22 protein-coding genes, 1 tRNA gene and 2 pseudogenes are annotated in these 23,530 nt (G+C 64.4%); 8 read left to right on the top strand and 17 right to left on the bottom strand.

Annotation, left to right across the window (positions count from 1 at the left end; all coding sequences use genetic code 11):
- Positions 1-48: 48 nt before the first annotated feature.
- Complete coding sequence (locus KNN17_RS17875) at positions 49-867, top strand: ParA family protein (RefSeq protein WP_078105593.1); 819 nt, start codon at positions 49-51, stop codon at positions 865-867.
- Between the two features lie 143 nt (positions 868-1,010).
- Here the strand turns inward: KNN17_RS17875 and KNN17_RS17870 are convergent, their stop codons facing one another.
- The 5 genes from KNN17_RS17870 to gcvH all read right to left on the bottom strand — a co-directional run bounded on the left by KNN17_RS17870 (position 1,011) and on the right by gcvH (position 4,094).
- A complete protein-coding gene (locus tag KNN17_RS17870) occupies positions 1,011-1,604 on the bottom strand; it encodes a MerR family transcriptional regulator (protein ID WP_078105594.1) in 594 nt (197 codons plus the stop codon).
- A 242-nt stretch (positions 1,605-1,846) separates the two neighbouring features.
- Complete coding sequence (locus KNN17_RS17865; RefSeq protein WP_078105595.1) at positions 1,847-2,350, bottom strand: bifunctional nuclease family protein; 504 nt, start codon at positions 2,348-2,350, stop codon at positions 1,847-1,849.
- The gene (ftsR, locus tag KNN17_RS17860) at positions 2,350-3,066 is read right to left on the bottom strand and encodes a transcriptional regulator FtsR (protein WP_241710275.1); all 717 of its coding nucleotides are present in this window, start codon (positions 3,064-3,066) and stop codon (positions 2,350-2,352) included. Before ftsR ends, KNN17_RS17865 begins: the two co-directional genes overlap by 1 nt.
- A gap of 20 nt (positions 3,067-3,086) precedes the next feature.
- Positions 3,087-3,566, bottom strand: a complete 480-nt coding sequence (locus KNN17_RS17855) for an FHA domain-containing protein (RefSeq protein WP_241710265.1) — start codon at positions 3,564-3,566, stop codon at positions 3,087-3,089.
- 141 nt (positions 3,567-3,707) lie between these two features.
- On the bottom strand, positions 3,708-4,094 hold the full coding sequence (gene gcvH, locus KNN17_RS17850; protein ID WP_078105597.1) for a glycine cleavage system protein GcvH: 387 nt from the start codon (positions 4,092-4,094) through the stop codon (positions 3,708-3,710).
- Positions 4,095-4,257: 163 nt separating this feature from the next.
- Here gcvH and KNN17_RS17845 point away from each other — a divergent pair, with 163 nt between their 5' ends.
- Positions 4,258-5,151, top strand: a complete 894-nt coding sequence (locus KNN17_RS17845) for a DNA-formamidopyrimidine glycosylase family protein (protein ID WP_241710264.1) — start codon at positions 4,258-4,260, stop codon at positions 5,149-5,151.
- A 21-nt stretch (positions 5,152-5,172) separates the two neighbouring features.
- Here the strand turns inward: KNN17_RS17845 and KNN17_RS17840 are convergent, their stop codons facing one another.
- Positions 5,173-6,396 (bottom strand): MFS transporter, encoded by a 1,224-nt coding sequence (locus tag KNN17_RS17840; protein WP_241710263.1) that lies wholly within the window; start codon positions 6,394-6,396, stop codon positions 5,173-5,175.
- Positions 6,397-6,570: 174 nt separating this feature from the next.
- Between KNN17_RS17840 and KNN17_RS17835 the strand changes: the two genes are divergently transcribed.
- Positions 6,571-7,017, top strand: a complete 447-nt coding sequence (locus KNN17_RS17835; RefSeq protein ID WP_241710262.1) for a MarR family winged helix-turn-helix transcriptional regulator — start codon at positions 6,571-6,573, stop codon at positions 7,015-7,017.
- Between the two features lie 5 nt (positions 7,018-7,022).
- Here the strand turns inward: KNN17_RS17835 and KNN17_RS17830 are convergent, their stop codons facing one another.
- The 11 genes and pseudogenes from KNN17_RS17830 to KNN17_RS17780 all read right to left on the bottom strand — a co-directional run bounded on the left by KNN17_RS17830 (position 7,023) and on the right by KNN17_RS17780 (position 17,790).
- Positions 7,023-7,373 (bottom strand): zinc ribbon domain-containing protein YjdM, encoded by a 351-nt coding sequence (locus KNN17_RS17830; protein WP_241710261.1) that lies wholly within the window; start codon positions 7,371-7,373, stop codon positions 7,023-7,025.
- Positions 7,374-7,977: 604 nt separating this feature from the next.
- Positions 7,978-8,051, bottom strand: a tRNA-Pro gene (locus KNN17_RS17825).
- A gap of 127 nt (positions 8,052-8,178) precedes the next feature.
- A complete protein-coding gene (der, locus tag KNN17_RS17820; protein WP_078105603.1) occupies positions 8,179-9,729 on the bottom strand; it encodes a ribosome biogenesis GTPase Der in 1,551 nt (516 codons plus the stop codon).
- A gap of 10 nt (positions 9,730-9,739) precedes the next feature.
- Positions 9,740-10,438 (bottom strand): annotated as a pseudogene (locus tag KNN17_RS17815) (lysophospholipid acyltransferase family protein).
- Between the two features lie 25 nt (positions 10,439-10,463).
- Positions 10,464-11,177: a (d)CMP kinase gene (gene cmk, locus KNN17_RS17810; RefSeq protein ID WP_241710260.1), complete on the bottom strand. Its 714-nt coding sequence runs from the start codon at positions 11,175-11,177 to the stop codon at positions 10,464-10,466.
- A complete protein-coding gene (locus KNN17_RS17805; RefSeq protein ID WP_241710259.1) occupies positions 11,177-12,283 on the bottom strand; it encodes a prephenate dehydrogenase in 1,107 nt (368 codons plus the stop codon). Before KNN17_RS17805 ends, cmk begins: the two co-directional genes overlap by 1 nt.
- A gap of 3 nt (positions 12,284-12,286) precedes the next feature.
- Positions 12,287-13,552, bottom strand: coding sequence for a pseudouridine synthase (locus KNN17_RS17800; protein ID WP_241710258.1), 1,266 nt, complete (start codon positions 13,550-13,552; stop codon positions 12,287-12,289).
- Between the two features lie 159 nt (positions 13,553-13,711).
- Positions 13,712-14,377, bottom strand: coding sequence for an SMC-Scp complex subunit ScpB (gene scpB, locus KNN17_RS17795; protein WP_241710257.1), 666 nt, complete (start codon positions 14,375-14,377; stop codon positions 13,712-13,714).
- A complete protein-coding gene (locus KNN17_RS17790; RefSeq protein WP_372489696.1) occupies positions 14,374-15,303 on the bottom strand; it encodes a segregation and condensation protein A in 930 nt (309 codons plus the stop codon). Before KNN17_RS17790 ends, scpB begins: the two co-directional genes overlap by 4 nt.
- Positions 15,304-15,308: 5 nt before the next feature.
- Positions 15,309-16,208 carry a ParA family protein gene (locus KNN17_RS17785; RefSeq protein WP_078105609.1) on the bottom strand — a complete coding sequence of 300 codons (900 nt, stop codon included), beginning with the start codon at positions 16,206-16,208 and terminating at the stop codon, positions 15,309-15,311.
- A 256-nt stretch (positions 16,209-16,464) separates the two neighbouring features.
- On the bottom strand, positions 16,465-17,790 hold the full coding sequence (locus KNN17_RS17780; RefSeq protein ID WP_241710256.1) for a cation:dicarboxylate symporter family transporter: 1,326 nt from the start codon (positions 17,788-17,790) through the stop codon (positions 16,465-16,467).
- Positions 17,791-17,942: 152 nt separating this feature from the next.
- Here KNN17_RS17780 and KNN17_RS17775 point away from each other — a divergent pair, with 152 nt between their 5' ends.
- The 5 genes and pseudogenes from KNN17_RS17775 to prpB all read left to right on the top strand — a co-directional run bounded on the left by KNN17_RS17775 (position 17,943) and on the right by prpB (position 23,519).
- On the top strand, positions 17,943-19,610 hold the full coding sequence (locus KNN17_RS17775) for a sensor histidine kinase (protein ID WP_241710255.1): 1,668 nt from the start codon (positions 17,943-17,945) through the stop codon (positions 19,608-19,610).
- Positions 19,607-20,320 carry a response regulator gene (locus KNN17_RS17770; RefSeq protein WP_078105612.1) on the top strand — a complete coding sequence of 238 codons (714 nt, stop codon included), beginning with the start codon at positions 19,607-19,609 and terminating at the stop codon, positions 20,318-20,320. Before KNN17_RS17775 ends, KNN17_RS17770 begins: the two co-directional genes overlap by 4 nt.
- A 119-nt stretch (positions 20,321-20,439) precedes the next feature.
- Positions 20,440-21,121 (top strand): annotated as a pseudogene (locus tag KNN17_RS17765) (GntR family transcriptional regulator).
- Complete coding sequence (locus KNN17_RS17760; protein ID WP_241710253.1) at positions 21,090-22,610, top strand: MmgE/PrpD family protein; 1,521 nt, start codon at positions 21,090-21,092, stop codon at positions 22,608-22,610. Before KNN17_RS17765 ends, KNN17_RS17760 begins: the two are co-directional and overlap by 32 nt.
- A complete protein-coding gene (gene prpB / locus KNN17_RS17755; RefSeq protein ID WP_241710252.1) occupies positions 22,611-23,519 on the top strand; it encodes a methylisocitrate lyase in 909 nt (302 codons plus the stop codon).
- The last annotated feature ends 11 nt before the right edge of the window (positions 23,520-23,530 follow it).

The raw sequence follows: 23,530 nt of genomic DNA, 5'->3' as shown, positions 1-23,530 counted from the left end.
ACACAAGCACCGCGACACGGCAACCGGCGTTAGGTTTTGGGTTTTCAAGTGCAAGTAGTCAGCATCAGCAGCCTCAAAGGCGGCGTGGGCAAGACATCCGTAACCACTGGGCTAGCCTCGGCCGCATTGGCCGCAGGGATCCCCACCCTTGTCGTGGACCTGGATCCCCACGCGGACGCCACCACGGCCCTCGGCGTCCAGGCCGGCGAGCAACTCGACATTGGCCGCATGCTGAAGAACCCCCGCAAGGCGAGGCTCTTGGACAACGTGGTCAGCAGCGGCTGGGTTGACCACCCCCGCGGCAATGGCGGAGGGACGGCCCTTGATGTCGCCGTCGGATCCGCGTACACCGGAATCTACGATCGGCCGGACCTTGGGCGCCGCGATCTCCGCCGCCTGACGGCAGTCCTTGCCGCGGCCGAAAAGTACGAGCTGGTACTCGTGGACTGTCCGCCGTCCCTCAACGGCCTCACACGCATGGCCTGGACCGCGAGTGACCGCGTGGTCCTCGTCGCCGAGCCGGGGCTCTTCTCGGTAGCCGGCACGGAACGCACCATGCGCGCCATCCAACTGTTCCGCCAGGAGTTCGCCCCCCAGCTGGCCCCGGCAGGGATCGTTGCCAACCGCGTCCGTCCCGCCTCGTCCGAGCACACCTTCCGCCTCGCCGAGATGGAATCCATGTTCGGCGAGCTCCTGCTGGCACCGCACATTCCGGAGCAGGCCAACTGGCAGCAAATCCAGGGGGCCGCCCACGCAGTTCACCACTGGCCGGGCGACTCCGCCAAGAACACCGCCAAGCTGTTCGACACGCTTCTGGCGAATATGTTGTCCTCCCACAACGGCACGCGGGACCGCCGCAAACGCTGACGGGAGTCCTCGGGGCAGAAGCCGCCCTTTCGAGATCATCGATCGTCGAGAAAAGCCAATGGAGCCGCCTTCCTGTTGGAAGGCGGCTCCATTGGCCTTCAGTGGCATCTTCTGTGGCCGCTGGCGGCAAACCCGACGGCGGTTCAGCCCGTCCGGCGCGCGGAGCGGCGCTTACTGAGTTCGTCGTCCGGAAATGACTGTTCTGCGGCGTGTTCGCTCGGAAGGGCGGCAAGGCTGCCCTCGACTTCGCGCCACACGCGGCCTACCGCGATGCCGAATACGCCCTGGCCGCCCTGCACCAGGTCAATGACTTCGTCCGCTGAAGTACATTCATAGACGCTCGCGCCGTCGCTCATGAGCGTGATCTGCGCCAGGTCTTCCACTCCCCGTTCGCGCAAATGTTCAACGGCCGTGCGGATCTGCTGAAGGGACACACCTGTATCGAGGAGGCGCTTGACGACCTTGAGTACCAGGATGTCCCGGAAGCCATACAGGCGCTGCGATCCGGAACCGGCGGCGCCCCGCACTGCGGGTTCAACAAGTCCAGTACGTGCCCAGTAGTCCAGCTGACGGTAGGTAATCCCTGCCGCCTTGCACGCGGTGGGGCCACGGTAGCCGGCATCTTCGTCCAGGACCGGAAGGTCCTCGGTGAAAAGCAGACCCTGGGCACCGCTTGCGGGTACAGCAACGCCTGTCGAGGCCTGCTTTAGCTCGCCTGCTTCGCCTTTGGGACTCACGTGACCCTCCTTGTCAGAAGTTCCCTTGGGGATGGTGCATACGGGGGCAACACGAAAAGGGGAAATGCACTCGTGTAATTTCAACGCGTCCGCACCTTTCAGTGTGACCTGCGCGGGTCCTGTACGCAACGGGAACTTGATATCTTCGACGTTAGGCGTGCCGGGGCCTCAGGTCAAAGACGTCCGGGCCCTTTTCGGATCGTGTCGAAACTTTCATCCTCCACTTTAACCTTAGGCTGCCTTCAGCCTTCGAAATCCTCAGGCTCCACATCGTCCAGGAACTCCCGGAATCGGCGCAATTCCCGCTCTTCGTCGACTTCGGGACCCGGTTCGGCGTCTTCGCCTTCGTCGTGTTCCGTGATCCGGACGCCGGCTTCGTCCATCACGGCGTCGGCGCACCAGATGCGGCATTTCGCCCGCAACGCAAGCGCCAGCGCGTCGGAAGCGCGGGAACTCACCACAGTGCCGTCGTCGAACTGGAGCTGGCCGTAGAAGATGTTGTCCTCGACCGCCACGATGTTCACGCTGATGATCGTGTGGCCGAGCGCCTCCACGACGTCGATCATCAAATCGTGGGTCATGGGCCGGGGCGGCACCACGCCTTGTTGAGCCAGGGCGATGGCGCTGGCTTCGGGCGTGCCGATCCAAATGGGAACATGGCGTTCCCCGTGCATCTCACGCAAGAGGACCAAGGGCTGGTTTGAAGGCAGTTCAATCCGCACTCCAACGATCTCGACCTCAATCATCATGCATCCATACGGGAGATACGGTCCTGCACCAAAGCTCGATGCAGGCTGAGGCAGAGTTCGCTGATTTCCCGGGCGGCTTCGGCAGCCCGGGATTGCGATGCCGCATCCTTGCGGGACGTCAAGGGAGCGACAACCCGTTCCACCAAGCCGAACTCGCGCTCGGCTGCCGCCTGGAAGGGACGGAGGTGCCGCGGTTCAAGTCCGTGGCTTTCAAGTTGGACACACGCGCGCGCCACCTGGAGGGCGTGTTCGTCGAATTTGCCGTTGACGTGGTTGATGAGCCCATAACTGAGGAGTGACTGCAGGAGCGGAACGCTGGCGCCGGATTCCGTCCGCAGCTGTTCCTCGCTCAGGGCACGTGCGCGGCCCTGCAGCTCGGCCGCGAGTTCGTCCGAGACAATACGGGGGGAAACCGACACCCCCGGCGGGAGGTTTTCGGGGCGCTCTCCACGGTCGATCGCGTCGAGGTAGTCCTTGATGACTTTGAGGGGCAGGTACTGGTCACGCTGGAGGGACAGCACGAAGCGCAGGCGTTCGACGTCGCTTTCGGCGTATTGCCGGTAACCGGCGGGCGTGCGCTTCGGATTGATCAGTCCCTTTTCCTCAAGAAAACGGATCTTGGACGCCGTCATGGTAGGAAAGTCGTCGCTGAGTTGCGCGAGGACCTCTCCGATGTTGAGGACCTGCGGTCCTCGCCGTTCCGGCTGGGGCAGTGCCACAGGCGTACCCGGAATCAGTCTTGGCCTGCTGCGCGGGCAGGGCTCAGGTAGTAGGTGAGGCGGAACTTGCCGATCTGAACCTCGCTGCCGTTCTTGAGCAGCACGTTGTCCACCCGGTCCTGGTTGACATAGGTGCCGTTGAGGCTGCCGGTGTCGACGACTTCGAAGCCCTCGGGGGTGCGTACGAACTCCACGTGCTTGCGCGAAACCGTCACGTCATCCAGGAAGATGTCCGCATCCGGGTGTCGGCCGGCAGTGGTGGTGTCCGAGTCCAGGAGGAACCGCGCACCAGCATTGGGGCCGGTGTGGGCAATGAGCAAGGCCGAGCCAGGAGGCAATGCCTGCACCGCGGCGCGTTCTTCGGCAGCCAGCGGCGGGCGGTCATCCGGCTCGTGATGGCGCACCGGGGTGAGCTGGATCGAGGTGGTCTCCGAGGTTGGCTGTCCTACAGCACCGTGCTCGTCCCGGGCGTGGTTCCGCTTACCGCCAACCATGGAATTCCTCCTCATCCGCCGGCCGTTGTCACCAACTGCCGGTTACGCAACTGCCCGGTTCCCCCGGGCCAAACAGGTCGCTGGCCCGCCGCCGTCGCTCCCCTGTTCCGGGGAGAACCGACTTGGCGGGCCAGATACCATTTAGCCTACCTGTTGTTCGTACTCTGATGCACTGAGAAGGGTCTCGATGGCGTCAGCTTCCGAAAGCTTTACTTCGAACAGCCAGCCGTCACCGTAGGGATCCGAGTTGATCAGGGCAGAGTCGGTGTCGAGAGCCTCGTTGCGGGAGACAATTTCGCCGCTGACCGGGGCGTATATATCGCTCACGCTCTTCGTGGATTCCACTTCACCCACGACGTCGTTGCCCTTCACAGTAGTGCCGGGCTCGGGAAGCTGGGCATAGACGACATCGCCGAGGGCATCCTGGGCGAAGTCCGTGATGCCGACGCGCACGACGCCGTCTGCATTCGGGGCGCTGACCCATTCATGTTCGGCGGTGTAGGAAAGATCGGCAGGAATGTTGCTCATGAGTCGCCTTTCATCGGGACATTTCGGACCACGACGGCGGCCCGGTCATCCGGCCACCGCTGAAAGTATAAGCACATCCATGCCCCCTCCCCACAGGTGTCTGGAATGATTGGAAGCAGACTCCAGACGCATATTCCTGCACCGCCGTCGAAGGAGCGCGATCATGCCGGAACTGCCCGAAATCACTGCCCTGGGCGACTTTCTGGACGAGAAGCTGGCCGGGGCCCAGCTCACGCAGGTATTGCTACCATCGGCGTTTCCGCTGAAAGTAGCGGATGTTCCCCACGAATCCCTGGTCGGGCGGACCGTCGAATCCGTCGGACGGCGGGGCAAATTCCTCGTTTTCGAGATCGCTCCCGAGGCTCCGGACAGCGGAGGCTTTGCAGAGGCCCTCTACGTGATCGTCAGTTTCGCGAAGTCCGGCTGGCTCACCTTCTCGGACAAGAAGCCCGGAGACGAAGCGCCTGCTGTGGGCGGATATTTCGCGGCGCAGTTGGACTTTTCCAACGATGGCAGCGATTTTGGCATCACGCTTACCGACACCGGAACGTGGAAGGGATTGGCCATCTTCATCGTTCGCGAGCCGGAGGAAGTCCATGGCATTGCCGAGCTTGGGCCGGATCCCCTTGACCCCGCCTTCGGCCTGGACGAGTTCAGCCGGCTTTTCACGCACCGGCAGCAGATCAAGGGAATCCTGAAGAACCAGAAGCTTATGGCGGGTATCGGGAACGCCTACAGTGACGAAATCCTCCATGCGGCGAAGCTCTCTCCCGTTGCCCACGCTTCTTCGTTGGACCCGGACGCACTTAAGCGTCTCTTCACCACGATGCAGGACATTCTCACGGGTGCCATCAGGGGGCTGTCGGGCAAGAAACCGGAAGACCTGAAGGCGGCCAAGAAAGCCTCGATGAGCGTGCATGGCAGGACCGGCGAGCCTTGCCCGGCCTGCGGGGACACTGTGCGCGAGGTTGCCTTCGTGGGGACTTCGCTGCAGTACTGCCCTACGTGCCAGACCAACGGCGAGATCCTGGCCAAACGCCGTTCGGGCGAAGACTGATCCTGAGGGACCTGCTTTTCGCTAGGCGACCGGCGCCTCCTCAGGTTCGCGTACGACGTCGGGGGCTGCTTGCTGCGCGGAAGCTGGCTGCTCCGCTCCCCCGCGCCGGGCGGCTGCCGCGGCGGCAATCATGACGAGCAGGGCCGCTACGGTGATGGCGGCACCGGCCCAGATCGGCGAGGTGTACCCCAGGCCCATGGTGATGGTGATGCCGCCCAGCCAGGCGCCGAGGGCGTTGCCCAGGTTGAAGGCGCCGATATTCGCGCCGGAGGCGAGGGTGGGTGCGGTGGCGGCAAAGTGCATGACGCGCATCTGCAGTCCCGGAACGGTGGCGAAGCCGAATCCGCCCATGAGTGCCAGCGAGAACAGGGTGGCCACCGGGCTCGCGGCGGTGAGTCCGAAGAACACGAGCACGAGCACCAGCCCCGCGAGGATGACAGTGAGCGTTTTGTCGATGGATTTGTCGGCCGCTTTGCCGCCGGCGATGTTGCCGACGAACAGCCCGGCGCCAAACAGGACCAGCAGCCACGGGACGGCGCGGGGATCGAACCCGGAGACGTCGGTCAGGGTGAAGGCAATGTAGGTGAAGGCACCGAACATGCCGCCGAATCCGAGAATTGTGACGATAATCGACAGCCAGACCTGGCCGGACTTGAACGCTCCGAGCTCGCTGCGGAGGCTGCTGGCGACTGCCCCTTCGTTAGTGCGCGGGACCATGAGGGCGATGCCGATGAGGGCGACGACGCCGATGATCGTGATGGCCCAGAAGGTGGATCGCCAGCCGAGGTTCTGGCCAAGGAAGGTTCCGAAGGGCACTCCCAGCACGTTCGCGGCGGTGAGGCCCGTGAACATGATGGCAATGGCTCCCGCCTTTTTGTGGGCCGGGACAAGGCCTGCCGCGACCACTGAGCCGATGCCGAAGAAGGCTCCATGGCAGAGCGCTGCGACAATGCGTCCGATCAGCATTGCCTGGTAGCTGTCCGCGATGGCGGACAGGAAATTGCCCGCTATGAACAGGACGAGGAGCCCGATCAGCACAGGCTTGCGGGGCAAGCGGGTGACGGCCGCCGTAACCAGGAGGGCGCCGACCACGACGCTCAGCGCATAGCCGGTGATGAACCATCCGGCGGCCGCTTCGCTGACTCCGAAGTCGGTGGCAATTTCTGGCAAGAGGCCCATGATGACGAATTCGGTCAAGCCAATGCCGAATCCGCCGAGGGCAAGGGCGATCAACCCTGCGGGCATGTTGTTGCTCCTTTGTGGGGATGGATTCCCGTGAGACTGGAAGTGCGTCGCCGAGAACCGTAGAATATTAGTTGCAGACGCTGCATATATAGTTGCACACGCCATGTAATTGCGCAAGCAACTACTTTTGCGTGCGTCTGGTTTCTTCATCAATCGGCAGGAGTTACAGGAGACATGGGCATCAAGGACGACGCCGTTGAGGTGCGGGCGCAGGGGTGGCGGACTCTCGCGGCGCTGCACGGCAACATCGTGGCAGCACTGGAGAAGGCGTTGCAGTCCGCCGCGGATCTTTCCGTAGTCGAGTACACGGTGCTGGACGCGCTGAGCCGCCAGGACGGCTGGCACATGCGGATGCAGCAGCTCGCCAGGGCCACGGCGCTTTCCAGCAGCGCCACGACGCGCTTGGTGAACCGGCTCGAAGACCGGGGGCTGCTGGCCAGGATCCTGTGCGCCGACGACCGGCGAGGGATCTACACGGAACTCACCGAGGCCGGCCAGAAGCTGTTGCTGGCCGCCAGGCCCGTGCATGACGAAACCCTCGCGGAGTCCCTGACGGCCGCAGAATCGGTGCCCGAGCTTGAGCCCCTGGTGAAGGCGTTGGGGGCGTTGCAGGGGGCTTGAGGGCGTTAGACCTTCTTGACCACGCTTGACTTGAGCTGCATGGGTCCGAATCCGTCCACCTTGCAGTCGATATCGTGATCCCCCACGCCGTTCACGAGGCGGATGTTGCGGACCTTGGTGCCGACCTTGATGGCCGTGGCGCTCCCCTTGACCTTGAGGTCCTTGACCATCGTCACGGTATCCCCGTCTGAGAGGACGTTGCCCACGGCGTCCTTGATCTCCGTTGACTCGGCTTCCGCTTCGTCAGAAGCCGCCGGCGCCCATTCGTGCGCGCATTCGGGGCAGACCAGCAAGGCACCCATCTCGTAGGTGTATTCGCTGGCGCATTCGGGGCAAGGGGGAAGTGTTTCGCTCACCGTCCAATGATAGTTGGGGGCGGTCCAACACGGAGACGAGGACCCGGGCACACGGAAACGGCCGGCAGGAACCCCGAGATCTCGCGGAATTGAACACGTAGATTGGAACTGCAGACCACTTAATTCTTGGGTTTGACCACTGAGAGGCCACATGTCGGCCATATATTGCCAATGCCCAAGACTTCGAAAGTTGGTGCATGAACCGTGCAGTTGCCTACATGGGGCCTCGTCCTGGGATGGCTGGTCGTCAGCATATATCTTCGCTCGCCCAGACTCTTCGCCCTGATGACTGACTCAAGACGAGTGAGCGCCTTCCTGACCTTCTTTGGTTTGGGAAATCGCTTACGACACGGCGAGTCACGTCATTTCAAAGCTCTGGGCCCTTCAAACAAGGTCAGGAAGGCGAGTCAGGCCGGGAGAATCATGGGAACGGCGTCGATTCTGCTGGATCACTCTCTTCGCCGAAGTTCCCGGTCCTGTGATTCCGCAGATCCATTCGAATGATTGAGCAGAATCCAACCCGCACTCAAAGCCACACCAACACTTAAACGCAAAGTCCCAGGAACGTTTACGTTCCTGGGACTTTGCTATCCATACCTTGCGGTCGGGCTGACAGGATTTGAACCTGCGACCCCTTGACCCCCAGTCAAGTGCGCTACCAAGCTGCGCTACAGCCCGTCAGTCCTGCCGTTCTCCGCCTAGGTTTTCACCTAAGCAGTCCGGCCGAACCACCTCAAAAAGCTTACACGATGTTCGAGGTCCCCAATGACACCTTGGCGGGTGTCATCTGTGATGCGCGTCTCAATTAACGCTTCTTGCCGCGCTTTTCACGGACGCGCATGTTGACCTCGATCGGCGTGCCGTCGAAGCCGAAGGTCTCGCGCAGCCGGCGGGTGATGAACCGGCGGTATCCGGGGTCCAGGAAGCCCGTGGTGAAGAGCACGAACTTCGGCGGACGGCTGGACGCCTGGGTGCCGAACAGGATGCGGGGCTGCTTGCCGCCGCGTACCGGGTGCGGGTGGGCAGCCACGAGCTCGCCCAGGAACGCATTCAAGCGACCCGTGGGGATGCGCTTGTCCCAGCTCTCCAGGGCGAGGTCCAGTGCGGGCACCAGGCGGTCCTTGTGCCAGCCGGTCTTGGCGGAAATGTTGACGCGCGGAGCCCATTCAACGTGCGCCAGGTCCTGCTCGATTTCCCGCTCAAGGTAGCGGCGGCGTTCGTCGTCGAGCAGGTCCCACTTGTTGAACGCGAGCACCAGCGCGCGGCCGGACTCGATGGCGAGCTGCAGGATGCGGACATCCTGCTCGCTGAGCACCTCGTCGACGGCCAGGAGCACGACGGCGACCTCCGCCTTTTCGAGCGCGGCCTGCGTACGGAGGGAGGCGTAGAAGTCCGCGCCCTGGGCCATGTGCTGGCGGCGGCGGATGCCTGCGGTGTCCACGAAGCGCCAGGTGCGGCCACCGAGTTCGATGAATTCGTCCACGGGGTCGCGGGTGGTCCCGGCGAGGGGATCAACGACGACGCGCTCGGAGCCGGCCAGCTTGTTCAGCAAGGAGGACTTGCCGACGTTCGGGCGGCCGATGAGGGCGATGCGGCGTGGACCACCGGAGCGCTCGACGCCTTCAACGGTGGAGAACTCGGGCAGGGTGTCCATGACGTGGTCCAGGAGGTCGGCAACGCCGCGGCCATGGAGGGCAGAGACCGGGTACGGCTCGCCGAAGCCAAGCCCCCAAAGCGTTGCCGAGTCGGCTTCCTGCGCAAAGTCGTCAACCTTGTTGGCCACCATGATGACCGGCTTCTTCGACTTGCGGAGCATCTTCATGACGCCTTCGTCCGTGGCGGTGGCGCCCACGGCGGAGTCCACCACGAAGAGAACGGCGTCAGCCAGTTCCACGGCCATCTCGGCCTGCTCGGCGACGCGGGCGTGGATGCCCCTGGCATCGTGCTCCCAGCCACCGGTGTCCACCAGCGTGAAGTTGCGGCCGTTCCAGTGAGCCGAGTACATGACACGGTCACGGGTAACCCCGGGGGTGTCCTCGACCACGGCCTCGCGGCGGCCGAGGATGCGGTTCACCAGCGTGGACTTACCGACGTTGGGGCGGCCAATGATGGCCAGGACCGGGTCAAGCTTGAGGGGGCCGTCTTCGCCTTCGTCGTCGTAGAGTCCGCTCAGCAGGGCTGCGTCGTCCTCGTCGAGGTCGTAGTCTTCCAGGCCTGCGCGAAGGGAGGCCGCGCGGAGTTCGGCTTCGTCGTCGTCCAGGGCGGCGAGGTTTTCAGCCACCTGGTCGGTGCCGGTGGGCGTGTATTCGTCGTCGCCGGCTCCGATGTTGCCGGATTTGTGAGTCGTATCGCTCATTGCACTTTCCTTAGTGGTGATCTGCCGGCGTCCCGGCTACTTCTTCTTGGCGGTGATGCATTGGCTGCGGGCCGGCGCATTAGTCCCCCGGAAGGGACTGACCGGTGGTCTTGACGGCATCCTGGACGTGTCCAGCCAGCGCAGCGCGGATCTCCGCAGCCGCCCTGTCCATTGAAACACGCCCCGACTCGCCATTTCTGCGGGTCACATTGAAGGGGGCTCCGAAACTGACCTGCAGCTGGCGGCGCAGCCTCGGAATGTGATCACGGTGTTCGTCTCCGATCCGCGTTCCGAGGATGGCCACGGGAATCACTGTGGCTCCGGACATCAACGCGAGCCATGCGACGCCGTTGCTGATGCTGCCGGCGGTGCCGCCTCCCCGCGTTCCTTCGGGGAGAATCCCCACGCAACGGCCGGCGTCGAGCACTTTCTTTCCGAGCTGGAGCGCCGAGCGGTCGCCCGTGCGGTCGATGGAAATCTGTCCCGACGCACGAAGCACCTTTCCCAGGAACCCCTTGAACATCTCTTTCTTGACCAGGATGTGCATAGGCCGTGGAGCCGCGCCGAACATCACCGGCCCGTCCAGGAAGCTGATGTGGTTGCCCGCGAAAATGACCGGGCCGGATTTGGGAACATTGGAGCGTCCCGTGATCGCGGTCCGGTACAGGACATGGTCCAACAGCCAGCCAACGGGCCGGCTCCAGATCATGGTCCAGCGTGCCGGGAGCCGGGGCTCAGTCACCGTAGATGACCTTGCCCACAATGCTCAGCGCCGTTTCGACCGTTTGTTCGAAGTCCAGCTCCGAGGAATCCAGGGTGACCACACCGTCGGCCGCCTGCGTGAAGTTCACCACGGTGGAGTCCTTGGCATCGCGGTGGATCACTTGGGCGGCCAGCTGCTCGTGGCTCTGCGTTCCGCCCAACTGGAGGCCGCGTCGCCGCAGCCTCGCTTCCTCGCTGGCGGTCAGCAGCATGCGGACCTCCGCATTGGGCGCGACGACGGTGGTGATGTCCCGTCCTTCCACCACCATGCGGCGGTGGTGCTGTTCGATCAGCTGGCGCTGGCGGCGAATCAACTCGTTGCGGGCACCCAGAGTGGTTGCCACCGCGCTGACCGACGAGGAGATCCTCGGCTCACGGATTTCCTCCGTGATGTCCACCCCGGCAACGCTGACGTATTCGGCGTTGGCGCTGGTGCTGAGTTCCAGCGGCAGGTCCTTTGAGGCCTGCTCGACGGCGGCGCCGTCGCTGAGGTCGATGCCGGTCTTGAGGCAGTACCAGGTCAACGCACGGTACATGGCACCCGTGTCGAGATAGGCGAGCTTCAAGCGCCGGGCCACTTCCTTGCTCACGCTGGATTTGCCGGATCCTGACGGGCCGTCGATGGCGACGACGAGCGGCTTGCCCGGACGAACTACGGTCTCCGGGCCGAAAAGTTCACGTGTCATTACTGGAGTACCCGCCATCCACGGTCGGTCAAGGCTTCAACAAGGAGGTCATGTTTGTTCGGCATGACGGAGAGTTCCACCATGCCAACGTTCTGCCCTGACGAGTGATCCAGGCGGAGATCTTCAACGTTGACGCCGATCTCACCGATCTCCGTCAACAGCCTGGCGATCTGCCCGGGCCGGTCGTCTACCAGAACTGTAAGCCATGAATATGCCTGCGGGGGTCCGCCGTGCTTTCCCGGGATCCTGGCCTGCCCCGCGTTGCCCTCGCTGATGAGCTGGGCAAGGTCCAGCCGGGCGCCGGGTGCCGTGGGATCCTCCAGGGTACCGATCAGACGGTTGAGGTCCTCGCGGACGCCATGAAGGATATGCACCATCTTGGCCGCATTGTTGCCCAGGATCTGCACCCATAGGGTGGGATCGCTGGCAGCAATCCTCGTGGTGTCCCGCAACCCGTTGCCAGCCAAAGACAGCGCGTGGAGCGGCGTCCCCTGCAGGCGGCTGGCCAGAAGCGAAGACATCACCTGGGGCAAATGCGAAACCAGCGCAACCGCTTCATCGTGCTCCTCCGCCGTGAACTGGGAAACTATTGCCCCCAGGTCACCGGCGAGGGAACGCGCAGCGTGAAGCGCGTCGGCGCTGGTCTCGTCGGACGGGCAAAGGACCCAGGGCATGGACGTGAAGAGCTCGCCGCGGGCAGCGACGGGCCCCGATTTCTCGCGCCCCGCCATCGGGTGCGTCCCGACGTAACGGGACATGTCCACTCCACGGCCCCGGAGCTCGGACTGGATTGCCAGCTTGACGCTGGCTATGTCCACCACAACGGCCTCCGGGTATTCACCCAGGGCACGCTCGACGACGTCGGCAGTCACATCCGGCGGCGCCGCGACAACAACCAGCTGGGGTGGGTTCTCAAGCTCGGACAGAGGCCTGCCCGCACCGATATCCACGGCCACGGCCTGGTTGGTTGGCGACGGGTCCGAAAGGAACACGGAGACACCCCGGCCACGCAGGCCAAGACCGATGCTGGCTCCGAGCAGGCCGGTGCCGAAAACGACCACAGGGCCGTCAAGGTGGCCCCGGCCGTGCGAGTGGAATGCCGACATACCTTACAGTCCTACGGAGGCCAGGAGGTGTCCGACTTCCTGCTTGCCGAGGTTGCGGATGCTCCCCTGGCGCTGGTCGCCCAGGCCGATGGGACCGATCTTGACGCGCACGAGACGGAGCACGGGGAAACCGACGGCTTCGAACAGACGGCGGACAATTCGGTTCTTGCCGGAGTGCAGCACGACCTCGATCAGGACGTGGCCCGGAGTGGAGTCCACCAGTTTGAAGGAGTCGACGGACGCGATGCCATCTTCGAGCTCGATGCCCTCCTTCAACTTCGCGCCGACGCCCTGCGGGAACGGACCACGGACCTGGACAAGGTACGTCTTGGGCACCTCATAGGAAGGGTGCGTCAAGCGGTTGGCGAGTTCGCCGTCGTTGGTCAGCAGCAGCAGGCCCTCGGTGGCGACGTCGAGGCGGCCGACGTGGAAGAGGCGCTCGCCTTTGTTCTTGGCGGACTTGAGGAAGTCGCTGATGCAGGGACGGCCTTCGGGATCTTCCATCGTGGAAACGACGCCCTTGGGCTTGTTGAACACCATGTAGAGCATGGTGTCATCGAGCTGGATGCGGATTCCGTCTACGTGGATCACCGCGGTAGCGGGGTCCACGCGCATGCCCAGCTCGGTGGTGAGCTGGCCGTTGACCTCGACGCGGCCTTCCTCGATCATTTCCTCGCAGACGCGGCGGGAAGCCACGCCCGCCTGGGCCATGACCTTCTGCAGGCGCACGCCATCGGCGTCGTGCTGCTCGGACTGCGCCACCTCGCCGCGGCGGCCGCGGGGCTTGCGGATCGGGCCAAGGTTCTGGCCGAAGCGCTCACTGCCGAAGGCGCGGGAAGCGTACTGCTTCTTGTTGCTGGCTTTGGGCTTCAATGCGCCGGGCGTGCCCGGAGCCTTGCCGAAGCCGGGCTTGTTGGAGCCAGGCTTGCGAGGGGCCTTGGCCGGCCTGGGATCTTGGCGGCCGGCGTCTTCACGGCGCCCGTAGCCTCCGGCCGACGTGGGGTTGTCCGGATCGAAGGGGCGCTCTTCACGCGGACGCGTGGGCTTGAAGGGGCGTTCTCCGCCCGGGGAGAAGCTGCGCTTGCTGCCTCCGGAGGCGCCGCCGGCACGGCTTGCGCCACCCCGGCCGGCACCGAAGCCGCTGCCTCCGGCGCGGGCGGCACTGCTGCGGCCGGCATTGTTGCGGCCTGAGTCTTGCGACTCGTTGCGTCCGGAATTGTTTCGTCCCGAACTGTTACGTGGTGAACCCTGGCGTCCCGCCTGTGTCATGACCCGTCCTTTTGTTATGGTGGCCGGCTTGTTCTTTCTCAACGTAAGCCAGCCGGACAGAGAATATCTGTCCCGTGTGTCTGCCCGCTACTAGCCGGGCGTTTGTAGATCCTTGCAATATTGAGTTGTTCAGCTTGCCTGCGGCCGGGTTTCCCGCGACTACATGCGTTCGGCGTCGAAGAACTCCTCGATGCCCTCCAGCCCCGGAAGGTGGGGGGACAATTGAGGAAGTTCCGCCACCGAGCCAATGCCCATGCGTTCGAGGAAGTACGAGGTGGTCCGGTAAAGGATCGCCCCCGATTCAGGATCGTTACCCGAGTCCTCGATCAGCCCGCGTTGGACAAGGGTCCGAACGACCGAATCGACATTGACGCCGCGGATGGCCGACACCCTGGCCCTGGAAACCGGCTGCCGGTACGCGATGACCGCCATGGTTTCAAGGGCTGCCTGCGTCAGCCGCGCGGTCTGGCCTTCGAGAACGAACCTGCCCACGACGTCGGCAAAATCCGCGCGTGAATAGATCCGCCACCCTCCGGCAACGTTCCGCAACTCAAAACCCCGGGGTGCAGCGCTGGCACTTGCATCAGTGTGCAAGTCATCAGCGTCCCTGCCCGGGGCTTTAACAGTATAGCCGCTATACTCCCGCCGCAGTCCCTCCAGCAAATCCTCGACGACGGCAACCGTCACGTTGAGCCCGGCGGCCAGTTCTTCCGCGGTGGCCGGTTGGTCGATCACCATCAGGACGGCTTCGAGGGCTGCGCGGGCCCCTCCCGGCAAGGCTTCAAGCTCGGCGAGGCCGTCTCCGCCGGTTTCCTGCTCGCTCACAGCGGTTCCTCTCCTTGGTCGATCTGCTCGTACTCGTCGCTCATATTGTCGCTGCTCCACCCTTCGGGGCGCCCTGTCCAGCGCACCGTCAGTTCGGCGAGCGGACCCGGTTGATCAAACGCCACCACGCGGTCGCGGAACAGCTCGAGGAGCGCCAGGAACCGGACGACGACGACGAGCGTGGATTCGGCGTCGGCGATCAGTGCCCTGAATGTTTGTGGCTGGCCCCGCTGCAGGCGGTACCCGATGATCTCGGCTTGTTCCTTGACACTGACGGGTGTTCCGTGAAGGTGGTCGAGCCCGACTTCCTCGGGCGTGTTGTCCTTGGGTGCCAGCGTCTTGGCGGCCAGCGCGGCGAACTGTTCGGGCGTATGGCGCCAGATCAGCTCCGGCAGCATTGCCGCGAAATGCCCTTCCAACGCGACTTGCCGCGGGAAGCGCCGGGCTTCCGATTCAAGGGTGCCGGACATGATCGCGGACACCTGTTTGAAGGCCTTGTACTGCAACAGCCTGGCGAAGAGGAGATCCCGGGCCTCCAGCAAGGCAATGTCCTCGGCATCTTCGACCTCCCCGGCCGGCAGGAGCCTCGCGGCTTTGAGGTCCAGGAGCGTTGCGGCGATGACCAGGAATTCGCTGGCCTCGTCCAGGGCCCAGTCCTCCCCCAGTTCCTGCAGGCGCCGGATGTACTTGATGAACTCATCCGTGACGGTCGCCAGCGCAACTTCCGTGATATCCAGCTTGTGCTTGGAGATCAGGCCGAGCAGGAGATCGAAGGGGCCGGTGAAGTTTGCCAGCCTGACTTCGAAGCCGGCCTTCCGTCCGGAAGGCCGGGCTCCGGCGTCGTCCGCGTTGCTTTCAGGTGGGTTCGACGGCGGCGCGTCGTCCGCCAGGACGGTCGCGGTTTCAGGGGTGAGTGGCTCTGCCACGCTGGCTAGGGTGCGCCGCCGCGCGAAATCAGTTCCTTGGCCAGGCGGCGGTAGGCGTCGGCACCGATGTGGTTTCCGGCGTAGCTGGTGATGGGCTCCGCGGCGACCGTGGCGTCGGCGAACTTGATGGAACGCTTGATGACGGTCTCGAAGACCTTGTCCCCGAACGCCTCCACGAGCCTGGAAATGACTTCGCGGCTGTGCAGGGTGCGCGCGTCGTACATCGTGGCGAGCACGCCGTCCACCTGCAGGCGCGGGTTCAACCGGTCCTGCACTTTTTCGATGGTTTCGACGAGCAGTGCCACCGCGCGGAGGGCGAAGAATTCGCAGATCAGCGGGATGATGACGCCGTGCGCAGCCGTCAAGGCGTTGACCGTGAGGAGGCCGAGGGACGGCTGGCAGTCGATGAGCACGACGTCGTAGTCGTCCTCCACGCTCTTGAGCGCGCGGTCCAGCACTTGCTCGCGCGCTACTTCGTTGACCAGCTGGACTTCGGCGGCGGAGAGGTCGATGTTCGCCGGCAGGAGGTCGATGCCTTCGACGCCGGTCTTCTGGATGGCATCGCGGATGTCCACTTTGCGGTCCATCAGGACGTTGTAGACCGTGAGGTCGAGCTCGTGCGGGTTCGCGCCCAGGCCCGCGGAAAGAGCTCCCTGCGGGTCGAAGTCAACGAGCAGCACGCGCCGGCCGAATTCTGCGAGCGCAGCGGCGAGGTTGATGGTTGACGTGGTCTTGCCCACGCCACCCTTCTGGTTGACCATGGCGATGACGCGGGCCGGGCCGTGGGAGGCCAATGGCGCGGGCTCGGGGAAGTCGCGGTGCGGGCGGCCCGTGGGCCCCATGACGGCGTCTTCCAGATCGAAATCCGTGCCCTCCAGCGTAGTCGTTCCCCGTTCGCTGCTCACGTATCTATCCACTCTCTCCACGACGGTCATTTCCTGCGGCTGTCTCCAGCACCAGCACTGCTCCCCACCTAGGCTACAGCGCCCGACACGGCATTCTGCGGAACTTGACATTGCCCGCAGTTTGAGCCTTTACCTTCTAGCTGAGGTAGAAGGTTGGGTCCGCGTGCACCAAAACGTGCCCGCAAAACGCAGGCAAGGCAGGTCCCCGGACGGGTTCCTGCCTTGCCTGCATCGACACTCCAAACAGTATGCCGGACTAAGCGGCCACGGCCTCTTTCACCTCGGGTTCGGCATGGTGGCTGATCATGGTCAGCTCGTCGAAAGGAGTCGCACCGGACAGGACGTTGGTGACCTGCGTGCGGTCGATTTCCTTGACCCAGGTACCAATCAGCACGGTGGCCACCGCGTTGCCCGTGAAGTTGGTCAGGGCGCGGGCTTCAGACATGAAGCGGTCGATCCCGACGATCATGCCTACACCGCCCAGCAGTTCGGGCCGGTGTGCCTGCAGGCCTGCAGCGAGGGTGGCCAGGCCGGCACCGGAAACGCCGGCCGCCCCCTTGGACGCAATGATCATGAACACCAGAAGCGATACCTGGGCGCCCAGGTCCAGCGGAATACCCATGGCGTTGGCGACGAACAGCGAAGCCATGGTGAGGTAGATGGCGGTTCCATCCAGGTTGAAGGAGTAGCCGGTAGGCACCGTGACACCGACAACCGGCTTGGAGACGCCGAGGTGCTCCATCTTGGCGATAAGCCTGGGCAGCGCCGCTTCGGAGGATGAGGTGGAGAAGATGAGCAGGTATTCGCGGGCCAGGTACTTCATCAGCTGGAAAATGCTGACGCCGGCAACGACCCGCAGCAAGCTGCCGAGTATCACCACGATGAAGAGCGCGCAGGTGATGTAGAAAGCGACCATCAGGGTGAGCATGCCGAAGATGGCTTTCACTCCGGTGGCGCCGACCACCGCGGCGATCGCACCGAAGGCGCCGACGGGCGCCAGCCACATGATCATGATGAGGATGCGGAAGACGAGCGCCTGCCCATGCTGGATGGCCTTGAGCACCGGCTGGCCCTGCGAACCCATGCGCTGCAGCGCGAAGCCCACCAGGATGGCAACCAGGAGCGTCGGCAGCACGGGGATGTCTCCGGGGATGATCCCCAGCAGGAAGTCGGCGGTGCTGTTCGAAGAAGCAGGCGCGTTCGGGTTGTACGGGATCAGCTTCAGCCCCTCGCCCGGGTGGATGATGTTGCCGACGACCAAACCAATGGCGAGCGCGAACGTGGACATCACCAGGAAGTAGATGAGTGCGAGGCCGCCGACCTTGCCGACCGTGGCAGCCTTGGCGATCGACCCGATGCCCAGGACGATGGTGCAGAAGATGACGGGGGCGATCATCATCTTGATGAGCTTGATGAATCCGTCACCCAAAGGCTTGAGTGATTTGCCCACTTCGGGGAAAAGCAGGCCGACGACGGCGCCCAGCACAACTGCGGCGATCACGGCGATGTAGAGGTAATGCGACTTGTCCAGCCCCTTGCGCCCGGCCTTCGCGGGTGCAATCTCTCCTCTTTGAGAGGTCATGGCTTTACTCCTTATAGATACTCTGGAAAGCGCCGTGGTCCCTGCAAAATGTCCCTGCGTCGCTCTGCTGTGATACCCATCATTAGGCGCGGCGTGACATGCATCACTGTTGCGTTCATATTGGTCACAGGATGGCCCGTGGAAAGGAGCACGTGATCCGACGCTGGAGCATTGCCCGGAGACTCTTTGTGGCAAATCTGCTGTTCATTCTGGCGCTCACCGCGATCGTGGGAACGGTGGCCTTCGTGGACGCCCGGGACCGGGCCTACAACGACGCCGGCCAGCGCATGCAGGCTGTGGCCGCGGCGATCGCAGCCAACCCCCTCGTCCTTCAGGCCGCCGGCACACCAAACCCGTCCGCCGCCCTGCAGCCCTACGCCCAAGTGGTCATGGCCAACGCCCATACCGACTTCATCACCATCATGGCCCCGGACCGGACGCGCTGGACCCATGCGAACCCCGACGAAATCGGCAAACCCTACATCGGCACCATCGATCCGGCCCTCCACGGCCAGACCTTCACCGAGGTCACCGCCGGTACTCTCGGCCCGTCCGTCCGCACCATCGTTCCCGTGGAGGATTCCTCCGGGAAGGTACGGGCACTGGTCGCCGCGGGTGTCACGGTGCGGACGGTGGACGTCGCGGTCTCAGCCCGGCTCACGACGATCATCGCCTTCTCCCTGGCCATGCTCGCCGGAGGCTCGCTGGCCTCCTGGTTGTTGGGCCGCTACCTGCGTTCGGTCACCCGGGGGTGGGGACCGGAGCAATTGGCGCAGTTGTTCGCTTACTACGAGTCGGTCCTGCATTCTGTCCGCGAAGGCGTGGTGCTGATCGACACGGAAGGCCGCGTGGTCATGTACAACGACCAAGCCGCGGAGCTGCTGGGACTGGAGCGGTCCGACGTCGATCCCGCCGCGGGAGCCGCACCGCGCCTTGCGGACCTGCCCCTCGAGCCCAGCCTCCACGGGCTCTTCGAGTCCGGCCGGACGGCGCACGACGAAATCCACCTGACAGGGTCCAGGATCCTGGTGGTGAACCAGGCGCCCGCCGTGGGACCCCCGGGAATGAGGGGCCGGCAACGACCTGCCGTGTTCGGGACCGTGGCCACGCTCCGGGACAGGACGGAAATCGAGTCCTTGGGCAGTGAACTCGAAACCATGAAGACCCTGTCCGACGCCTTGCGGGCCCAGACACACGAACATGCCAACCGGCTGCACACCATCGTGTCCCTCATGGAACTCGGGCGGACCACCGACGCCCTGGACTTTGCCACCATGGACCTTGAACTGAGCCAACAACTGACCGACCACCTCGTGGCATCGGTGGACGAACCTGTCTTGAGTGCGCTCATCATGGGGAAGTCCGCCGAGGCGCACGAACGCGGGGCGGAGCTCACGGTCACGGTGACGGGCGGGGACGGACTCCAGGGCCTGGCTGTCCAGGACCTCGTGACGATCCTGGGCAACCTGCTCGACAACGCGCTCGACGCCGCGGCTGCCGCTCCCCCGCCCCGCAAAGTGGAACTGGGCATCGAATCGGGCCCCGAAGGAACCACGTTCACGGTGGTCGATTCCGGGCACGGGATCGATCCCGCCATCGTGGACGACGTCTGGCACTACGGATACAGCACCAAGGCGGCCGGCATCGGACAAACCGGGCAACCCGGAGCCCCGTCGCGCGGCGTGGGACTGGCCTTGGTGCGGCAAGCGGTACAGCGGCTGGGCGGTACGCTGTCCATCAGCGACTCCACGAGCGCCTTGGGCGGTGCGTTCTTCCGCGTAGCGCTCCCCGCGCCGGACTCCAGGAAAGAAACCGAATGACCGAGATCCGCGTCCTCGTTGTCGAGGACGAACCCATCGCCGCCGATGCCCATGGCGTCTACGTCGGCCGAATCGACGGCTTCACCGTTGCGGGAACGGCCCCTGACGGACAATCGGCCCTGCGGCTGCTCAACGAGTTCGCTGTTGCCGGGCAACCGGTGGACCTCGTCCTGCTGGACATGAACCTGCCGGATCTTCACGGACTGGACGTTGCCCGCCGGATGCGTGCTTCGGGACTGCTTGCGGACATCATCGCCATCACCGCCGTCAGGGAAGTGAACATTGTCCGCAGTGCGGTGTCGATCGGCGTGGTGCAGTACCTCATCAAGCCCTTCACGTTCGCGACATTCGCGGACAAGCTCGCCAGCTACCGCGCCTTCCGTGAGCAACTCGCCGCACCGGCGTCGGGCGCGCGGGCGAGCGGTGCGTCCCAAAGCGATGTGGACCAGGCGTTCGCGAGTCTCCGCGCCCCCTCCGAAGTCCCGCTGCCCAAGGGCCTCTCCGCCCATAGCCTGGAGTCCGTCAAAGACCTCCTGGCCAGCCTTGGCCGGCCGGTGTCCGCGAGCGAGGCAACCGTCGCCCTGGGGATGTCCCGGGTCACCGTACGCCGCTATCTCGAGTACCTGGCCGACGCCGGAATGGTCACCCGGAATGCTCGATACGGCACTCCGGGGCGGCCGGAGAACGAGTACCGCTGGAACCGGGGTTAGCCCACAATTCATCTGGGTGTATACATAGGTGGGTCATTGGCCGGGCATTCTCAAGAAAAGCTAGGCTTGATGGCCATTTGTGTATACACTGAGGACGTCCACCCAGCGAAGGAGGGTCCATGCGTGCCAGCGACAAAGCCTATGCGGCCCTGCGCGAAGACATCATTGAGTGGCGTCTGGCACCCGGAACGGTCCTCGCGGAAGTGGAACAATCCGAACGTTTGGGCGTGTCCCGCACACCGGTCCGGGAGGCGCTGAGCCGGCTCAGCGCGGAAGGGCTGACGACGGCGGCAGGCGGCCGCGGCGTCGTCGTCACCGACATCTCGCTGGACGACATCGACGAACTGTTCGAGCTGCGCGAAACCCTGGAAGGCAAAGCCGCAGCCCTCGCCGCGAAGCGAGGCGAACATGCGGTGTTCGAGCAGCTGCACGCCGAGCTCCTCCGGGCGCCCGAGATGCTCAACGACAGCGATCCTGCACGGCACGACTACTACGCCCTGGTGGGACGGCTCGACGACGCGATCGACGAAGCCATCTCCAATTCCTACCTCGCCCAGGCCATGCGCAGCTTGCGCGTCCACCTCGTGCGGGTCCGCCGCCTCGCGGCCGACGACGCCGAACGCCTCCATGCCGCCGCGGCTGAGCATGCCGCGATCGCCGAAGCCATCGCGGCAGGCAACCCCCGGCTCGCCGAAGCCGCCACCACCCTTCATCTGCACCGCAGTCTCTCCCACGTCAAAGCCACCCACACACCTCACTAAGGAGCACCATGGTGAAGAACAACCACGTCCGCGTCTATAAGAGCGAAGAAAACCTCGCCCGCGAGGAGCAACTGGCGCACAAGATCGCCACCGTCGCCGCCGACCCCGTCGAGGTGACTCCCGAGGTCACCGACATGATCATCAACCGGATCATCGACAACGCCTCCGTCGCCATCGCATCCTTGAACCGTGCCCCGATCGTCGCCGCCCGGGCTCAGGCTTTGACCCACGCGCCGACCACCAACGGCAAGGGCTCGTCCGTCTTCGGCATCAGCGACAAGGTCTCCCCCGAGTGGGCCGCCTGGGCCAACGGCGTCGCCGTGCGCGAACTCGACTACCACGACACGTTCCTGGCCGCGGACTACTCCCACCCCGGCGACAACATTCCCCCGATCCTCGCCGTGGCGCAGCACGTCGGCGCGGGCGGCAAGGACCTGATCCGCGGCATCGCCACGGGCTACGAAATCCAGGTGAACCTGGTCAAGGCCATCTGCCTGCACAAACACAAGATCGACCACGTAGCGCACCTCGGCCCGTCCGCCGCCGCCGGTATCGGCACCCTCCTGGGCCTCGACGTCGAGACGATCTTCCAGTCCGTCGGCCAGGCCCTGCACACCACCACCGCCACGCGCCAGTCCCGCAAGGGCGAAATCTCCACCTGGAAGGCCCACGCCCCCGCGTTCGCCGGCAAAATGGCCGTCGAAGCCGTGGACCGCTCCATGCGCGGCCAGACCTCCCCCGTACCGATCTACGAAGGCGAAGACGGCGTCATCGCCTGGATGCTCGACGGCCCGGATGCCTCCTACGAGGTCCCGCTCCCCGAGGCCGGGGAAGCCAAGCGCGCGATCCTTGACACCTACACCAAGGAACACTCCGCCGAATACCAGGCCCAGGCCTGGATCGACCTCGCCCGCAAGCTGAACAAGGAGCACCCGGAGGCCACGGACCCGGCCAACGTGAAGTCCGTCCTGATCAAGACGAGCCACCACACCCACTACGTGATCGGCTCCGGCGCCAACGACCCCCAGAAGTACTCGCCCACCGCTTCACGCGAGACGCTGGACCACTCCATCCCGTACATCTTCACCGTCGCCCTGCAGGACGGTTCCTGGCACCACGTCGACTCCTACAGCCCGGAACGCGCAGGACGGGCGGACACCGTGGAACTCTGGCACAAGGTCACCACCGTCGAGGACCCGGAATGGACCCGCCGCTACCACTCCCTGGACATCGCGGAGAAGGCCTTCGGCGGCACCGTCGAAATCACCCTCAACGACGGCACCGTCATCACCGAATCGATCGCCGTGGCCGACGCCCACCCGCTCGGCGCCCGGCCGTTCGCCCGCGAACAGTACGTGAACAAGTTCCGCACCCTTGCTGCCGGTTTGGTCGAGGAGGCCGAGATCGAAAGGTTCCTCACCGCCGTCGAGCGCCTCCCTGAGCTCGGCCCGGGCGAGCTGGACCAGCTGAACATCACCGCTGCTCCCGGCGTCATCGACCTCGCTGCCGCACCGAAGGGGTTGTTCTAGATGTTGTACTCCAAGACCACGCCTGAGCAGAAGCGGCTCGCCCTGCGGGAGCTGCTGAACTCAGGGACCGTCCACCAGTTCCCAGGCGCGTTCAACCCGCTCTCGGCACGGCTGATCGAGGAGAAGGGCTTCCCCGGCGTCTACATCTCCGGTGCCGTCCTCGCCAACGACCTCGGCCTGCCGGACATCGGACTCACGACACTTACCGAGGTCGCCACCCGTGCAGGGCAGATCGCCCGCATGACCGATCTCCCGTGCCTGGTGGACGCGGACACCGGATTCGGCGAACCGATGAACGTGGCCCGCACCATCCAGGAGCTTGAGAACGCCGGACTGGCCGGTTGCCACATCGAGGACCAGTTCAACCCGAAGCGCTGCGGGCACCTTGACGGCAAGAACGTCGTCGACGTCGACACCGCCGCCAAGCGCATCCGTGCGGCAGCCGACGCCAGGCGCGATGCGAACTTCCTCATCATGGCCCGGACCGATATCCGCGCCGTCGACGGGATCGAGGCAGCCCAGGAACGCGCCCGGGCGCTCGTCGACGCCGGCGCCGACGCGATCTTCCCCGAAGCCATGAAGGATCTCAGCGAGTTCCAAGCCATCCGTGATGCAGTGGACGTGCCGATCCTGGCCAACATGACCGAGTTCGGCAAGAGCGAGCTCTTCACCGTGGAACAGCTCCAAGGCGTGGGCGTGAACATGGTGATCTACCCGGTCACCCTGCTCCGCATTGCCATGGGGGCTGCAGAGCGTACGCTGGAAACGATCAAGGCCACAGGAACGCAGGAGGCGCAGGTGGAGAACATGCTCACCCGTGCGCGGCTCTATGACCTCGTGGACTACGAGGCTTACAACCACTTCGACACGAGCGTTTTCAACTTCCAGGTTCCTGGGCTCAGCCGGTAACTGGATCAACC

Origin of the sequence: Arthrobacter bambusae, assembly GCF_022606295.1 — a bacterium.
Classification (GTDB): Bacteria; Actinomycetota; Actinomycetes; order Actinomycetales; family Micrococcaceae; genus Arthrobacter; species Arthrobacter bambusae_A.
The sequence above is the reverse complement of the archived record's forward strand: the minus strand, read 5'-3'. Positions and strand labels throughout refer to the sequence as shown.

Excerpts from the sequence above, each read along its gene's own strand:
- cmk (WP_241710260.1), bottom strand. The coding sequence starts at position 11,177 with ATGACACGTGAACTTTTCGGCCCGGAGACCGTAGTTCGTCCGGGCAAG.
- KNN17_RS17770 (WP_078105612.1), top strand. The coding sequence starts at position 19,607 with ATGACCGAGATCCGCGTCCTCGTTGTCGAGGACGAACCCATCGCCGCC.
- KNN17_RS17865 (WP_078105595.1), bottom strand. The coding sequence starts at position 2,350 with ATGATTGAGGTCGAGATCGTTGGAGTGCGGATTGAACTGCCTTCAAAC.
- KNN17_RS17855 (WP_241710265.1), bottom strand. The coding sequence starts at position 3,566 with ATGGTTGGCGGTAAGCGGAACCACGCCCGGGACGAGCACGGTGCTGTA.
- KNN17_RS17800 (WP_241710258.1), bottom strand. The coding sequence starts at position 13,552 with ATGACACAGGCGGGACGCCAGGGTTCACCACGTAACAGTTCGGGACGA.
- der (WP_078105603.1), bottom strand. The coding sequence starts at position 9,729 with ATGAGCGATACGACTCACAAATCCGGCAACATCGGAGCCGGCGACGAC.
- KNN17_RS17805 (WP_241710259.1), bottom strand. The coding sequence starts at position 12,283 with ATGTCGGCATTCCACTCGCACGGCCGGGGCCACCTTGACGGCCCTGTG.
- KNN17_RS17780 (WP_241710256.1), bottom strand. The coding sequence starts at position 17,790 with ATGACCTCTCAAAGAGGAGAGATTGCACCCGCGAAGGCCGGGCGCAAG.
- KNN17_RS17845 (WP_241710264.1), top strand. The coding sequence starts at position 4,258 with ATGCCGGAACTGCCCGAAATCACTGCCCTGGGCGACTTTCTGGACGAG.
- gcvH (WP_078105597.1), bottom strand. The coding sequence starts at position 4,094 with ATGAGCAACATTCCTGCCGATCTTTCCTACACCGCCGAACATGAATGG.
- KNN17_RS17840 (WP_241710263.1), bottom strand. The coding sequence starts at position 6,396 with ATGCCCGCAGGGTTGATCGCCCTTGCCCTCGGCGGATTCGGCATTGGC.
- KNN17_RS17760 (WP_241710253.1), top strand. The coding sequence starts at position 21,090 with ATGGTGAAGAACAACCACGTCCGCGTCTATAAGAGCGAAGAAAACCTC.
- KNN17_RS17835 (WP_241710262.1), top strand. The coding sequence starts at position 6,571 with ATGGGCATCAAGGACGACGCCGTTGAGGTGCGGGCGCAGGGGTGGCGG.
- prpB (WP_241710252.1), top strand. The coding sequence starts at position 22,611 with ATGTTGTACTCCAAGACCACGCCTGAGCAGAAGCGGCTCGCCCTGCGG.